The organism is Caballeronia sp. LZ016 (genome assembly GCF_031450805.1).
Taxonomy (GTDB): Bacteria; Pseudomonadota; Gammaproteobacteria; order Burkholderiales; family Burkholderiaceae; genus Caballeronia.
In genome coordinates this window covers 199,605-213,698 of sequence record NZ_JARTVY010000003.1, presented here as the reverse complement: position 1 = coordinate 213,698, position 14,094 = coordinate 199,605, and the positions used below count along the sequence as shown (strand labels likewise).

The window sequence follows — 14,094 nt, the reverse complement described above, 5'->3', positions numbered from 1 at the left end:
TGGCCAATGCCTTCCAGGAATCGTCGCGTAGGGATGCGGTGCGCCTGCCTTCCATTGAGAACAGCGTGGCGCCCAAGCCGAGAAAAAGCGGGACCGGGCGATACTCGAGGCGATCGCCGGCGGAGAAGCCGGCGACCTCGGCCGCGTAGAATCGATGAGCTATCAGCGCGGTCGCCGAGGCGGATGGTCGCGTTCGTGACGACGGAAGCCGGAGCGGTTGAAATGCCGCGCGCTTCCGGTAAGTGCGTGTACACGCTTAGGGGTAGAACTGGAAAATGACGAGCGCGGCGAGCATTCACCTTTATCGTTGCTTACTTACCGCGCCAACGCCTATGCTGCTTATGCGTGCCCTCTCTCGTTGCACGCAACCTTTTGCCCGCGCCTGTCCGCGGGCTTCTTCTTGTTGCCGTCGGTTTTCGTGCCGCTTCTCTCTTTGGGGCAAGGCCGCACGAGCATGTGCCCGGGGTGCACGTCCGGAACTGGGCGGTCCATAAACGACGTTTATTGGTCTGTTGCAGCAGGCCTGTGCATGGGGATGACCTGAAAATCATGTATGAAGATAGCTGATCACAGGGGTCTACTCCTCGTCGCCTGTTTTCTCGGCAGACGGTAGGCATTGGCCCGCCGCTGCCCTGAGCGCGGGCTTTTTCTTGTATTCGCCGGATTTCTGCCTAAGCTAATACTGCGTCCCCTGGCGGGACGCATCGTGGATTCAAGGATTCGCCCCGTCCTAGGTCTAGGCGGGGTTTTTTGCCTGCCCCCTCACATTCCCGCGCTCACCCGTGCACTGGCCGCGCTGCGCGAAAGCAAGTCAAATGTCTATGGTGTACAAATCCCTGCAAGTGCGCGTGACGGGCACCGACCTGAATTGCTATGTGCCGGCGCCGCTCGCCGCGCTTGTCTGCGCTCTTCGCGACCAACGCGCTCGTATCACCGCAGCAACTATCGGCGCGGCAGACGTTTCGTCCGTACATAAAAAGGCCGCATTACCGTTAGTCGTCAGCCCAGTTAGCCGGCTCCTCACGGGCTGTCCGACTAAGCACGGGCCTGCTGCGGATTTCCCTCGGCGGCGCTACTCGCTAGGCTGAACCTTCTTGGTTTCATCAACTTCATTCCAGCATGCCTCACAGGGCGGAGATGGGCGGGCAACCCTCATTAATAGTCCGTTGAAGCAGCGAAACATCGACCGGCTTGACGAAGACGCTGTTGAAGCCGCTCGCGACGGACTTTTCGGTCACCTCAGGGCCGCTATAGCCGCTCAGCGCGATTAGAAGGGGGCAAGCTGCACCTAGACGGCTGCGGGCCTGCTTGGCTACATCGAAGCCATCCATATCCGGCAGTCCTATGTCCACAATAGCGACCTGCGATTCGCCTGACGCCATCGCTTCGAGCGCCTCTGAGCCGTTACTGGCGGTCGTGACCCGATACCCAATTTCGTCAAGCATTGCTGCGGTAGCCAACCTGACGTCGTCATTGTCTTCGACGAGCAAGACGTTCAAGGCTTGCGCTGGACTTTGGTTCGCCTGTGGTTCGAGAACCTTTGATCGGACCGCCGACTGATCAGCCAAGGGCAGTTGAACGACGAACTCGCTACCATGCCCCTCACCGCGCGACTGCGCCTGGATCGTTCCGCCATGCAGTTCGACTAATCGTCGCGCCAGATTCAGCCCGATCCCCAGGCCCTTCAGACCGGTCCACCGTCGTATTGACTTGCGAGAATAATTCGATGATGGTTTCAAGGTACTCCGCGGGAATGCCACGGCCATTGTCGGAAACGGTCAGTCGCGCGCGCCGACTACTTTTTGAACATTCCGCTTTCAGGCGGACCTCGATCTCGCCACCGGCATCCGTGTACTTCACCGCATTAGCTAGGAGGTTCGCGACGACCTGCTGCAGTCGGGCGTCGTCGCCAATCAGCGAATAATCGCCTGGCGATATGTTGATGTTCAGCGTATGACGTTTGATCTCGAAGTCGCGCCGCACCGAATAAGCGGCCGTCTCTACCACCATGCGCAAGTCGACGACATCGCGCTTTAACTCGATCGCTCCCCGTGAAACGCGCGAGGCATCGAGCAAGTCGTCGACCAGTCTCGTCAACGTCGTTATTTGCCGATGAACGACTGCGACGATCTCGGGAGGAACGCTTGCATTGGCGTCGCTTCGACGGATCAATTCGAACGCAGAGGCAACCCCAGCCAACGGATTGCGCAGCTCGTGCCCCAGCATCGCCAGGAATTCATCCTTTCTCTCGCTGTCGTCTTTTAGGCGGGCGGCAAGTGCTAGCGCTTCCTCGCTGACCCGACGAAGCTCGGTATTTGCGTTGCTTAGCTGACGGCTGCGTCGGATCAGTTCTGACTCGCTTTCGAGCCACTTGGCCGACTGGACCTTAGACGCCCCGGACGAACGTAGGACATCATTTACGAAATCAGTAACATTCTCGACCCGGTGCAGGATTAAGGCGACCGAACCGTCCGATCGCAAGATCGGTACGTTAATTGGACTCCAGTAGCGCTCTAGGAACCCGCCGTTCCTCGAAAGGTGGTCGGGCACGTCGTACTTCTGCAATGCCATTGCATCGGGTCGACGGTGCTTAACGACGCGGCGGAGTGAGTCTCCCAGTAGTTCAGTCGATCGAGCCGTTGGGTCTGCAGGGTTGTCCGGGAACGCGTCGAAGATGGGAAGCCCTATTAGTGCCGACCGCGCACTCGCCGTTTCGCGCAGATATGCATCATTGACGTCGACGATGGTGAACGCGTCGTCCGCACGCACCAAAAGACAAGGGCTCGGGAAAATCGAAAAAACGGCTTGGTAATCCTCGGCAAGAGGCGGAGGCGTAGGGTCAGTAGCCATAGCGGTGGCTGAATGCAGTGGTCCATGAGATCGCAGAACAAACAAGCCGCACGTTGCATGCCACCTGCGGTATGTAGTCGCGCATGAGCAGATCGTCCGTGTCCGCGTCGGGACGACGAGGACCTTCTCCACCCTGTCGACCCCACTGGTCCAAGTCCAACGACGCGAGCACATCGAAAAAGCTTCGCTTAATCGCGTACGTTTGTCTGTTTGTCAGTCGCCTGGCCTGCTCACTCCAGATGGACGGGTGCGGCGCCGCCTCGGCAGACCGTTGCAGCTTGGCAGGGGCCGCATGCGCACGATCTCGAGAACGCCTACTACACTTGCAAAGGTGCGTTCAAACACCTCCGCCTACCATCTCGGTTTCACAAGGTGGGGCGCCGCACATGAGCCTCACCAAGATCAGCACCGCCGCTGGGTGTCCGGCTTCTTCAATTCGAAGGACGTCTCATCATCCGAGTGGCACATGGGCGCGCAGCGTTTTAAGTTTCAGCGGAACCGAGAGACGAGCAAGCGCTTCAAGAAAATCGACGACAAGCGCGACGCCTACTAGGTCATTCACTGCTCTTGCGAATCGTTCTACGACATCAAGGGGTCGAAAAAAACCGATTTTTGCCTGTGCTCAGTCGTCGAGTGCTGCGATCAATCTTATCGAGGATACGGCGTCAAGAATATTTCGATTAGACATCAGGAAGGGCCGGCGTCTCCGGGTAGAGCGTGTAAGTTGACTGATGGAGGCGCCTGCTGCCTCGCTGTGCGATGTCAGGAACGTTGGCAATCCGCCGACAGCTTGAGGACGCTATTTTGCTGGCGACCTCAACGTCGGCAAAAGGCCGAGAACGCGTCCGCCTCAAAATCTCATGCCGCCGCGTCAACGGCTGTTTAAGGAGGTTCCAGGCGCAGGTTTGCCCGCAGCGGCAGCCGATCATCCCTCGCTTATAATCCAGAACTGACGTTCAATGCGCCGCACCGGAGGTTAAGCTATGAGTCAGACCCGCGGGCGGGATGCGGGGTACCGAGAAAAGGCGGACAGGCGCCAGCCTCATCACCTGTCTCGATCCAATATCCCATCACGAAACCGTACACCCTCTCAGTCGCCTTCCAAAGAGCCCGCTCCGACTGCCTCAATCATCAAGACGCGGTCGTTTCAGCTTTTGGTAAATGCGGTCGGTGCCGAGAATATTGCGTTGGCTCTGGATTCCACTCTATCGCGCGTCGCGGAGCTTATGAAGGGCGAAAGATTCACGCCGGAGACCGCCTTTCCATGGAGTCCACGCTTGGTCTGCCTCATGGGTTTTTCGATGAGCCTTACCCTGCCCTTTCGCCTGATCTCATCGCTCGCTTGAAATCGCCCCTAGAGTTTGTCCGCACGGACGACGACGTGGACGACGACGCCAAGACGCTGACGATGCCGGCACCGGCCGTTTCAGTCGCACAAGAACATCTTTTTGTTGCGGACGGTCCGTCCGAGGATGCACAAATGCCATCTCAGAAAGCGAAGAGCCCGCATAGCGCCGAGAAAACCGGTCCGGCTCAACTCACCAAGCAGTCAACCGGCAAAGCTGCTGCGAAAGCCGCTTCCGGCCGGCGCGCGGCAATCGAAGGAACCTTGCCCCAACAGCTGAGCCTGCGCGATGGCGCCACGCTCGAAAGCATTCGACGCGCGAACCTTCATGTCCTCACCGGGCGCAACGGATCGAAGGCCAAGCTCGGGCTCGTCATGGGTATGACAGGGTCAAACATGGCGCATCGACTGCACGGCAAGAAGCGCATGGACGATGCAGAAGCGAACCGCTTTACCGAGCGGCTTGGTTTGCCAACTGGCTGGTTGGACCGGCCGCGCTCTGAAACGGAAATACCGGAATCCGTCTCCGCTCTGCTCGCGCCCGCGTCACGAACTCGCGCGAGCGCTCCAGAGCAATCGTCCCGCGCTCCCACGTTGGACGCCGGGCCGCCGGACATATCGGGTCCTTCTATTCTGGCGAGCGAGACGCCGACCGCTACCCTGAAGGGTGCGCAGACCCCGGCTGCCGCCAAGACGCCGCCCGGAAGTATAAATGCGGCAGGTGCCTCCCCGACGAACGAGACCGAACAACCCGCCGCGACCGAGGCACATGCGGTTGAAAACGGCGGCGATCGCGTGCCGGCACGTGACCTCGCGAACGCTGAGTTTCCACCAGCTTCGACAACAAGTCTGCAGGGTCTGGACGGCATTTCGCCGATAGCGGAAGCGCTGCTCAAGACGCTGGCGGGCAAAGCGCGCACGGGTAGGCTAGATGAGTTGACGGCGCTTGAGCTACTGCACAAAGCAGTGTTGCTCTGAATCGGTCACGCGTCGGCTTCAAGGCAGCCGCCCATTCGTTGGGTCCGCAACGCATAGCTCAGGCGAGTCTTGTTGCAAGTACCTTAGGCGATAAACGAGGAAGGCCCTGTGATGAATTGTCGCACACGAGCCTGCACGTAGTCCTGTCCGACGAACGCCGCCAGGGTGAAGCGATTGCAAACGAGGTAGTAGCCCATTCCGGACAGCGTGACGTAGAAATTCAGCGCGTCCGCATCGGCCGGGAAGCTCTCCGCCTCTGCTCCGGTGCGTCAAGGTCGCGCGCAACAAGTCGATCACGGGCGGGATTGCCTCGATCAGCTTTGGCGACCGGCCGAGGTACCGCCCTTCATGCAGACTTCCGTTGTGGACGAGATTAAACTACATCGGTTCGCGCTGCAGTAATCCCAGATGGAAAGCGCAAGTAACCTAATTACGTCTGCGGCCCCGTGAGGTAAAGGCTGTCGATGGCGGTCAGTTTCCGCGCTTTTCGGGCGGCGTCGTATATCGGCGTCGCGGCAAAGGGCGAACAATCCAGCTAGCGGAAGCAGTAAATGCGCTGTGAGTGATATGACGACGATGCGGGTCGCGGCGTAGAGAGCCCGTAGGGCGACTGGAGACGCGACCTGCATCGCGTCGCGGCAGCGACATGGTAGAAAGGCGTTTGCCAAGGAAGAACAACAGGCGCGACGCCGGCCTCAACTGCCAGGTCCAGTCCGGCACCGCGCCTCCACAGGGTTTCCATGTGGCAGGCCTTCTGGCCGGCCGGAGAGCCGCGTGAGCTGCCAGTATCGCATCGCTCGCGCGGCCCGTCGACTTCACTGGACCCGTCTCTTTGGCGTTCCAGGGGAACCGCCAATGCAGCCGCCTTCAGGTCGCCTGTACCTGTGCGCCCGTTGTCGGGCGCAGGTCTTCGTCTGCCGCCAGTGTGACCGTGGCAATCGATACTGCCGCGACTGCGCCGCCCATGCACGCCGCGACAGCGTGCGCGAAGCCGCGCAACGCTATCAGCGTTCCCGCCGCGGACGCTTTGCACATGCCGCACGCGCCCGGCGCTATCGGGTCCGGCGGCAATTCGTGACGCATCACGGTTCACCTGACTCCCCCGCCGATGGTGTACTGCAACCGGACCGCGACGACGCCGTTGCACTCGCCAACGCCGCCGTTCGCCCGGCGGCGCCGCCTCAGTTGAACTGTCGTTTCTGCGGCACCTTGCTCTCACCGCTGGTACGAACCGGCTTTGTGCGTCGTCGTGGTCTCCATCATGTTCGCCCCGAAGGCGTTGCCTTCGACCATCGTTCTGATCGCGGAGGCCCCGATGACAATTCCGGTTGAGCTTGAGACGCAGATCCTGCGTCTCTATCACGTCGAGAAGTGGCCCTGCGGCACCATCGCGAAGCAGCTGCACGTGCACCGTGAGACGGTGCTGCGTGTGCTCGCCAGCGCCGGACTACCGCGATACGGCCCGACGCCGAAGCCCTCGATGATTGAGCCGTACCTGCCGTTCATCCGGCAGACGCTGGAGAAGTATCCGACGCTCACGGGCAGCCGTCTCTACTTGATGGTGCGTGAGCGCGGCTACAAGGGGGCGCGGGATCACTTCCGACACATGCTCGCGTTGCATCGCCCACGCAAGCCCGCCGAGGCCTTCCTGCGGCTGCGCACCTTGCCAGGCGAGCAGGCTCAAGTTGACTGGGGCCACTTCGGATATGTCGAGATCGGTCGCGCGCGTCGGCCATTGATGGCCTTCGTGATGGTGCTCTCGTACTCGCGCGACATCTACCTGCGCTTCTTCCTCGATGCGAGGATGGAGAACTTCTTGCGCGGGCACATCGGTGCATTCAACACGTGGTGTGGACTGCCGAGAGTTCTGCTCTACGACAACCTGAAGTCGGCGGTGCTTGAACGGGTCGGCGACGCGATCCGCTTCCATCCGACGCTGCTCGCGTTCGCCGGCCATTACCGCTTTGAACCGCGCCCCGTTGCCGTTGCGCGCGGCAATGAGAAGGGACGCGTGGAACGCGCAATACGACATGTGCGCGAAGCCTTCTTCGCCGCGCGCAAATTCACTGACCTTGACGACCTGAACGCGCAGGCCGAGCAATGGTGCCGCACGCAGGCGGCCGACCGCCCGTGTCCCGAGGATCGCGCGATGACCGTGCGTGAGACATTTGTTCAGGAGCAGTCGTTGTTACTCCCGCTACCTGCCAATCCGTTTCCGGTCGAAGAGCAAGTGGCCGTGAAGGTCGGCAAGACGCCCTACGTGCGCTTCGATCTGAACGACTACACGGTACCCCACACGCACGTGCGTCGCACGCTGAGCGTTCGTGCTGACCTCAACCAGGTTCGCGTGTTCGACGGCGCCGAGATGATCGCCAGCCATCGGCGCAGCTACGACCGAGCTGAACAGATTGAAGACCCACAGCACCTGAAGACGCTCGTCGAGTTCAAGCGTGAAGCGCGTCAACACCGCGGCATTAACAGCCTAACTCGCGCCGTGCCCTCCTGCCAGCTCTTGCTGATGCGCGTGGCTGAGCGCGGCGCGAATATCGGCGGGCTGACGACCGCGCTGTTGCGCCTGCTCGATCGCTACGGCGCTGTCGAATTGCAGGCGGCAGTCGAGGACGCGCTGCGCGCGGGATCCGCGCATACGAACACCGTGCGGGCGGCGCTCGAACGTCGTCGCGCGGCGCGAGGGGCACCACCGCCCGTCGTCATCAATCTGCCGGAGCACGTGCGACGTAAGGATGCGCCCGTGCATCCGCACCGGCTCGATACCTACGATCAACTGGCAAGGGAGGAAGGCGATGACGTCGACCACGATCAACAATGAAGTCCTGCGTCTGCGCGCGAAGGCGCTGCGCTTGAATGGCCTCGTCGAGCACTGGGGCGAAATCGACGGCGCCACATGGCTCGCGCCGCTGCTGCAGTGGGAAGAAGACGAGCGCGCGCACCGCTCGTTGCAGCGACGCATCCGGGCGGCGAAACTGGGCAAGTTCAAGGCGGTGGCCGACTTCGACTGGAGCTGGCCCGCGAGAATCGACCGCGCGGCGGTGGAAGACCTGATGTCGCTTACATTCCTCGCCGACGCAACCAACGTCGTGTTCGTCGGCCCGAACGGCGTGGGTAAGTCGACGCTTGCACAGAATATGGCGCACCACGCACTTATCCAGGGCCACACGGTGTTGTTCAAGTCCGCCAGCGAGATGCTCGGTGAGCTCGCTGCGCTCGACAGCGATTCGGCGCTGCGTCGGCGTCTGCACTACTATGCGACGCCGGACATCTTGGTGATCGATGAGGTCGGCTACCTCTCGTACTCGAACCGCCACGCCGACTTGCTGTTCGAACTCGTCAGCCGCCGGTATGAGACACGTTCGACAATCATAACGACGAACAAACCGTTTAAGGAGTGGTCGGACGTGTTCCCGAACGCGGCCTGCGTGGTGTCGCTGGTCGACCGCCTCGTGCATCGCGCCGAGGTGATCTCAATCGAGGGCGAATCGTATCGGCTCCAGGAAGCGCGTGAGCGCAACGAAGCCCGGGCCAGGCAGCGCAAATCCCGCAAGCCCCCCACGAAGAAGGAAACCGCGTGATGAACCGCCCTTTATTGCCATCGGGGCGCCGTCGCGGATTGCCGTTCACCGTTCCGACGACTGGACGCCTGAGCAGGCACTCGCCGTGTTCGAACTGCTCGAGGATCTCCTGGCCGTCGTGACCGACTTCTATGGTGCTCAGCTTAACGAACTGCTGCACGAGCAACGCTCTTCAAAGGCGCACACGCGTACTAACGAACGCGACCCGCCGTTCTGACATAAATACAGTGCATCAAAGCGAAGGGGCCTGCGAGGCCCCCTCGGGCTTGAGCAAATCACTCTGACTTGCGCCGCCCAAAAGGCGCGGTTTTACAGCGCCGTCAACAAAGGCGGACCTCATGACGCACATTCCGCGTATATCGCCTCGAGGACCGCAACGTACCGCCCCTCCTAGCTTTGCAAGTAGTAATAGAGCATCCGCCCGTTGGTATGCGCGGCCGTTGCGATTGCATCAACGCGGGTTCCGGAGAGTCCGAAAGTCGAAAATTGTTGGGTCGCAGCTTCCAGGATGCGCCGGCGAGTGCCCTTGGGGTCCGTTTTGGTTGTCGGTTCGTTCGTTGTCGTCACCTCCGACGATGCAGCGGACATCGGGATTATGCGCGCGGCGCTTCTTGGCTGGCCTACGGTGCGTCCGGCGCGTTCTACCCTACGCTGATAGGGCGATTTCAAGCGTGATAAGTCGTATAAGCACTCTTGCGTTTAATGGCGGTGGCATGCCATTGGCGACTAGCGTCGCCGGAGCGAGTCCGTTCTATAGCCCAGCGGTATCAGTGCTACATATCGATCCTTCCAGTAGCTCAATGAGCGCCGCGAACCTACGCCACGCGGCGATCGTCGCTCGCTCCGGCGTCCACCTGTTTCTGTGCGAGCTCTTCGACGGCAAGCTCAAGTGCAGACAGCCGGGCAAGTTGGACGGGAAGCAACGCGAAGGCGATGCGAAGCTCATGGAGCCGTGCCCTCCAGTAACGAACGCTTATGGGCAACGGAGCTGATGTTGCATGCACTGCCGTCACGACTTTCCGCATATGAGCGAGTTCACGATCAGCTTCCAGGGAAGTCCGCTTGAGCACGCCGGGCGAATTAGCGGGGACATGATGTTTTCGCTCAACTGCGATTGTCTTCATACGCTGTGCATCTCCTGATCCATTGAGACCAGCGTATCGAGGCTCTCGAGAAGTCAAGGAAGCATACGGGAGCGTAGCCGACGTTGGGGCCTTGGGGTTCTGGCTGTGAACGATAGGTCCATGCCGGACTCATGCGAAGGCGTGAGCAGCGCAAGCGCTGCATTGGCCGATACCCTTCCCCTTTCTAGGGCCCGGCGGCTTCCATGCGCGTGCGCAACGCTCGACCTACCAGCGAATCCGCATTTCGAATCAGGCGTCGCACGCAATCGTCCACCAATACCTTAGAAACGCGACCAGCGAGCGCCCCTGCGACGAGGGCATCATAGGCGTCGATCACATCGGTCACCGAGATTTCGTAGCCGTAGCCGGCCTCCATCCAATGCAGCGCTGAGACGGCACACTCCATCGCAAACTGCGGCTGCGTCGTCTCGAAATCTCGCGCGGCTCGTATGAGGGTTTTGGGATCGGTGGGACTCTGCCTGGACAGCGCGACCGCTTGATCGAATAGGCCGGCGTCTTTCGCAGCGGCGAACCACTTGCCTTCCGACCCGGGCTCGCTCCGAATCAGGTCGGATAAGATGGTTTCCTGCGATTTCTCAGGATATTTCTTGGCGATGCCCCGGAACGTTGCGAGGTAGGTGCCAGCACGATTGGCGGAAATTGCGTAGCGCTCATAGGCTTCGCTTTTCATGCCGCACCCTAGGAGAATCGTCTCGCACGCTCGCGCAATCGCGTGCTCGGGCGCGTTCAGCCCTCGACTCCCTTCAGCAAGACGAAGCGCATCGCCCGGACGTCCGAGGGAAACCAGCGCGTCAACGGCCCAGCGTCGATACCACCAGGACTTCAGCCGATCACGCTGGGCGAGCTCAACAATTTCCCCGAAGCGGCCGGCAGTGAAAAGCGCACTGAAGCACGGCACAGTGCCGACAAAGTGGTTGAATCCCTCGGCCTGAAGCACGTGCGTGACAAGCGGCAATAGCTGATCGGCCCATTCCGACGCCAACTCGGGCGTGACGCACAACGTGCCCCAGTGTTCGCCCAAATGCTCAATGTAGGGCATCTGATCGTCTTGCAAGGCCTCGAATAGCCTGTTTAGCCAGCGTCGGCGTACAGCAAGCGTAACGTCGGCCGCTGCCATCACCGGCACAAGCGTGTCGATCGTGCGATTAACTGCGCTGCCCAGTGCGCCCGAGGAACTATCGACCTGCTCGAGTGCCGGTGATAGCTTTTCAAGGAGGAGAACAGCCCCTTCGGCGGCGAGCGCGCGATCTGTGCGCGCGACCGAACGAATCTCCGATACCGCCTCCTTCAGGCGTTGGATCGGTAGAGACGATCCCCACCCGAACGCATTGCGTCGGAAGCGTGAAGCAAATGTCCATTTCGGTGAGGGCATGACAGTCACGTTTCATCAGCAGGGTGCACTATCAGAGCCGTCGCCGGCGAGTCGGTGCGATAGTTGAAGTGGTCGTTCAGGTGCGATGGTCCGTGGCGCGTGCGCATCATTTCATCGGCGGTTTCAGGACATCGCTAACATTGTCCCTCGACAGGCGTCGGACCCGCAGCGACACGCATACAGCCGCTTGAGCGCAGCAGATTTTCGCCCTTCCACAAAAAGTCGATAGTCGATAAACAGCTCTTCGCCTGGCGCGATGTCGCGCAGCGCGTGGAAGAAAACCCGGCTGCCCTGTTGCTCGGCTTCGCAGTTCGGCGCGCAACTGTGATTGACCCAGCGCGCCGAGTTGCCACCCTGCGCTCCGTCGATCACGCGCCCGTCGTCAAGATCGAAATAAAACGTGTGACCGTCTTCGGCGGCTGAGCGCGCATACTGGCGCTGCGATTGTGCCCAAGACAGGCGCTTGCCCTTGTATTCGAGGACTGTCTCACCCGCCCCGATCCGGGTGAGCGCAAATACGCCGCGTCCGTGGACCGGCGAAGAACGTACTACGATGCGGCGCATGACGATCTTCCTCTCTGGTTGTGCCGTCACCGGCTAAACGATGTGGCACCGTCCCGGCGAATTGGCATAATGCGATGGACGCACGAGCTTTGAGGCCCTATGCCTTCTCCGACCGGTCTCAGCCGAATGAAACGCAAACCACCTCGCGGCACGCTGGTGCGCCATGAGGACCGCATCGTCGAGGTGCTGGGCGAAGCGCGCGGCCAACGGATCATGATTCGGTCGATTCATGCGGACGGCAGCGAACGCCTCACGGCAGTTAAGCTGAACAATCTGCGGCCGTTGGACGATCAGCTCTTCTAGACGGTAGCGGCGGCATGACTGAGCCGCCGTCGTTCACCCTTGGTTGACGGCGTCTTTGAAACTCTTGCCGGCCGTGAACTTGGCCGTCTTAGCTGCTGCGATCTCGATCGCCTCACCCGTCTGCGGATTTCGACCGGTCCGTGCGGCCCGCTCGGCGGTCCCGAACGATCCGAAGCCAATCAGCTGAACGGCGTCACCGGCAGCCACCGCTTTCGAGATCGTCTCAAGCACCGCATTGATAATCTCTTCTGCCGCGACCTTGCTCGTGCCCGACTCGGACGCCACGGCGTCGATCAGTTCCTGCTTGTTCATTGAAGTCTTCCCAACTTTCAAAACGAACGCGATCTTACAGAACCGCGACGAACAGCCGACCGCCGGTGCTACGAGGCCGCGTCGGTGGCATCCAAGTCGAACAGATCCGAAGTCGCATTGTGTGCTGCGAGCAGCTCGGGCAGTTCGCCATTTCGCATCTTGGCTAGCATTTGCGGCGACAGCCAGATTTCTTCCATCGCATCGATGCCCTCTTCGATCATGCGCTGCAGAAAGAACGACTGCTTGCGCCCCGTGGCCTCTGCCAGCACGCGCAAGCGCTGTTCGATGACGGGGTCGATCCGCACCGCGACCACCCGCAATTTGTTCTCTGCCGATCTTCTCATCTGTTTCCTCCTCTGGGCGACCACGCGCATGACGCGTCTTTGGCCTTGAATTACGCCCGCCTGCCGGCGCAATTGCGCCAATTATCTACGGGCGACCTTTTGCTCTCGCCGTTTTGCCAACCGCTGCCTTTCGGACGACTCGCCTGGCGGGCGGACCGGCTTCGGCAGTGGACACGCGTCGCGCAGTCGGCCGCGCCGTCGTGCTCAGCGACTTGAACTGTTCCTGAAGCGAGTGATGCGCCGCTTCAAGCGCGGCGAGCTTGCCCTGCAACACCCCATTCTGGTGACGCGCGTCGCCCTGCTGCGCCTGCAGCGCGTCGACGGTGCGACGATGCTCGGCCTCTCGCTTGTCGGCGCGTTTGGCTGCCTCCGTCAGTTCCTTCTGAGCCTTGGCCACTGCGCTGCGTTCGCGGTCAATCTCCAACAGGGCTCGTTTTTCCGTGGCGCGTAGACGTTCCTCGGCGCGGCTCGCGGTCTCCCGAAGCTTTTCGAGATCACGCGAGAAGGTATCGCGCACTTTCTCGAGTTCCCGCTCACGCGCGACCGCCTCGTCGCCGAGCCGCTTGATCTGCGCCTCAAGCGCTTTGCGCGTAGCCGACTCCTCCGCCTGCTGCCGCTCCAGCTCCCGGATTTCGACCTGCGCCGCGAGCAGCGCGGCCGTGCGCTGCTCCAGGGCGGTCTCGGTGCGCGCCAGCTCCTCGCGCGCCGCGACGACCTTTTGCTCCGCTTCTCTGCCAGCGGCCTCGACCTCCTCGCGCAGCGCGGTCAGTTGCGCCTCGGCTGATGCAATCGCTCGCGTCCATAGCGTGCCAATGAGTTCGCCGGCCACCTCGCGCAAGTCGGTTGGCAGGTCAGGATGCTCGATGCGCACCCGGCTTTTCTCGCGCAGCTCGGCCCAGAATTCGCCCAGCACCGACGCCGGCGTGCTCATGGTGCCGCGCCGGACCAGGTTGTAGAGGCGGTTCGCGGTCGGGGCGACGCCAAAGCGGAAAAACAGCAGCGCGCAGACTTCGCGATAGAGCTCGCGCGTCTTCGGGAATTCGACTTTGAGGCGCTCAATATCGGCCGCGAGGCGGCTTTCGTCGGAGAGGACGTCGGACATGGCGATGCAACGGAGAAGGGTGCGTTGATCATACAACGTAGAAAGCCATTTCCCTAATTGACCGCACTTGGCAATTTGACATTACGGCTATAATGATGAAAGTTTGGTGCGGCATCGCTTCTGAAACGAACGTGACCTCAAAAACCCCTGCACCGGTTTCACCGCCGTATGCGCTGCAGCCTGCGCCGC

At 61.1% G+C, this 14,094-nt stretch carries 12 protein-coding genes and 4 pseudogenes; 5 read left to right on the top strand and 11 right to left on the bottom strand.

Translation table 11 applies throughout. From position 1 onward, the window contains the following. Positions 1-1,124: 1,124 nt before the first annotated feature. Both P9220_RS20010 and P9220_RS20005 read right to left on the bottom strand, forming a co-directional pair. Positions 1,125-1,499, bottom strand: a complete 375-nt coding sequence (locus P9220_RS20010) for a response regulator (protein ID WP_309767092.1) — start codon at positions 1,497-1,499, stop codon at positions 1,125-1,127. Between the two features lie 123 nt (positions 1,500-1,622). Further along, positions 1,623-2,571, bottom strand: a pseudogene (locus tag P9220_RS20005) (sensor histidine kinase); the annotation flags it as partial. 1,262 nt (positions 2,572-3,833) lie between these two features. Here P9220_RS20005 and P9220_RS20000 point away from each other — a divergent pair. Further along, positions 3,834-5,173: pseudogene (locus P9220_RS20000) on the top strand (hypothetical protein). Between the two features lie 83 nt (positions 5,174-5,256). On the opposite strand, the pseudogene P9220_RS19995 reads toward P9220_RS20000, so the two are convergent. Both P9220_RS19995 and P9220_RS19990 read right to left on the bottom strand, forming a co-directional pair. Next, a pseudogene (locus P9220_RS19995) lies at positions 5,257-5,427 on the bottom strand (hypothetical protein); the annotation flags it as partial. A gap of 613 nt (positions 5,428-6,040) precedes the next feature. Further along, entirely contained in the window at positions 6,041-6,256 is a 216-nt protein-coding gene (locus tag P9220_RS19990; RefSeq protein ID WP_309767089.1) for a hypothetical protein, read from the bottom strand. A gap of 232 nt (positions 6,257-6,488) precedes the next feature. Here P9220_RS19990 and istA point away from each other — a divergent pair, with 232 nt between their 5' ends. The 3 genes from istA (at position 6,489) to P9220_RS19975 (ending at position 8,980) form a co-directional block, all read left to right on the top strand. After that, positions 6,489-8,003, top strand: coding sequence for an IS21 family transposase (gene istA / locus P9220_RS19985; protein WP_309767241.1), 1,515 nt, complete (start codon positions 6,489-6,491; stop codon positions 8,001-8,003). Then, positions 7,978-8,763, top strand: coding sequence for an IS21-like element helper ATPase IstB (gene istB, locus P9220_RS19980; RefSeq protein ID WP_309767086.1), 786 nt, complete (start codon positions 7,978-7,980; stop codon positions 8,761-8,763). The genes istA and istB overlap by 26 nt, the downstream gene beginning before the upstream one ends. A gap of 85 nt (positions 8,764-8,848) precedes the next feature. Next, on the top strand, positions 8,849-8,980 hold the full coding sequence (locus P9220_RS19975) for a hypothetical protein (protein ID WP_309767084.1): 132 nt from the start codon (positions 8,849-8,851) through the stop codon (positions 8,978-8,980). 176 nt (positions 8,981-9,156) lie between these two features. Here the strand turns inward: P9220_RS19975 and P9220_RS19970 are convergent. The 4 genes and pseudogenes from P9220_RS19970 to P9220_RS19955 all read right to left on the bottom strand — a co-directional run. Further along, a pseudogene (locus P9220_RS19970) lies at positions 9,157-9,351 on the bottom strand (TetR/AcrR family transcriptional regulator); the annotation flags it as partial. Between the two features lie 227 nt (positions 9,352-9,578). Beyond that, complete coding sequence (locus P9220_RS19965) at positions 9,579-9,887, bottom strand: hypothetical protein (RefSeq protein ID WP_309767083.1); 309 nt, start codon at positions 9,885-9,887, stop codon at positions 9,579-9,581. A gap of 184 nt (positions 9,888-10,071) precedes the next feature. Then, on the bottom strand, positions 10,072-11,280 hold the full coding sequence (locus P9220_RS19960; RefSeq protein ID WP_309767081.1) for a hypothetical protein: 1,209 nt from the start codon (positions 11,278-11,280) through the stop codon (positions 10,072-10,074). Between the two features lie 123 nt (positions 11,281-11,403). Continuing rightward, positions 11,404-11,844 carry an SET domain-containing protein-lysine N-methyltransferase gene (locus P9220_RS19955; protein ID WP_309767079.1) on the bottom strand — a complete coding sequence of 147 codons (441 nt, stop codon included), beginning with the start codon at positions 11,842-11,844 and terminating at the stop codon, positions 11,404-11,406. A 99-nt stretch (positions 11,845-11,943) separates the two neighbouring features. Here P9220_RS19955 and P9220_RS19950 point away from each other — a divergent pair, with 99 nt between their 5' ends. Continuing rightward, positions 11,944-12,147, top strand: a complete 204-nt coding sequence (locus P9220_RS19950; protein WP_309767077.1) for a hypothetical protein — start codon at positions 11,944-11,946, stop codon at positions 12,145-12,147. 33 nt (positions 12,148-12,180) lie between these two features. Here the strand turns inward: P9220_RS19950 and P9220_RS19945 are convergent, their stop codons facing one another. The 3 genes from P9220_RS19945 to P9220_RS19935 form a co-directional block, all read right to left on the bottom strand. Continuing rightward, positions 12,181-12,459, bottom strand: coding sequence for an HU family DNA-binding protein (locus P9220_RS19945; RefSeq protein ID WP_309767076.1), 279 nt, complete (start codon positions 12,457-12,459; stop codon positions 12,181-12,183). A gap of 68 nt (positions 12,460-12,527) precedes the next feature. Beyond that, positions 12,528-12,803, bottom strand: a complete 276-nt coding sequence (locus P9220_RS19940) for a hypothetical protein (RefSeq protein WP_309767240.1) — start codon at positions 12,801-12,803, stop codon at positions 12,528-12,530. 85 nt (positions 12,804-12,888) lie between these two features. Further along, positions 12,889-13,905, bottom strand: a complete 1,017-nt coding sequence (locus P9220_RS19935; RefSeq protein WP_309767074.1) for a DNA-binding protein — start codon at positions 13,903-13,905, stop codon at positions 12,889-12,891. Positions 13,906-14,094: the final 189 nt, after the last annotated feature.

What these genes read in the sequence shown, in the direction of transcription:
- P9220_RS19990 (WP_309767089.1), bottom strand. Translation starts at nt 6,256, where the DNA reads ATGCGTCACGAATTGCCGCCGGACCCGATAGCGCCGGGCGCGTGCGGC.
- istA (WP_309767241.1), top strand. Translation starts at nt 6,489, where the DNA reads ATGACAATTCCGGTTGAGCTTGAGACGCAGATCCTGCGTCTCTATCAC.
- istB (WP_309767086.1), top strand. Translation starts at nt 7,978, where the DNA reads ATGACGTCGACCACGATCAACAATGAAGTCCTGCGTCTGCGCGCGAAG.
- P9220_RS19965 (WP_309767083.1), bottom strand. Translation starts at nt 9,887, where the DNA reads ATGAAGACAATCGCAGTTGAGCGAAAACATCATGTCCCCGCTAATTCG.
- P9220_RS19960 (WP_309767081.1), bottom strand. Translation starts at nt 11,280, where the DNA reads ATGCCCTCACCGAAATGGACATTTGCTTCACGCTTCCGACGCAATGCG.
- P9220_RS19955 (WP_309767079.1), bottom strand. Translation starts at nt 11,844, where the DNA reads ATGCGCCGCATCGTAGTACGTTCTTCGCCGGTCCACGGACGCGGCGTA.
- P9220_RS19950 (WP_309767077.1), top strand. Translation starts at nt 11,944, where the DNA reads ATGCCTTCTCCGACCGGTCTCAGCCGAATGAAACGCAAACCACCTCGC.
- P9220_RS19945 (WP_309767076.1), bottom strand. Translation starts at nt 12,459, where the DNA reads ATGAACAAGCAGGAACTGATCGACGCCGTGGCGTCCGAGTCGGGCACG.
- P9220_RS19940 (WP_309767240.1), bottom strand. Translation starts at nt 12,803, where the DNA reads ATGAGAAGATCGGCAGAGAACAAATTGCGGGTGGTCGCGGTGCGGATC.
- P9220_RS19935 (WP_309767074.1), bottom strand. Translation starts at nt 13,905, where the DNA reads ATGTCCGACGTCCTCTCCGACGAAAGCCGCCTCGCGGCCGATATTGAG.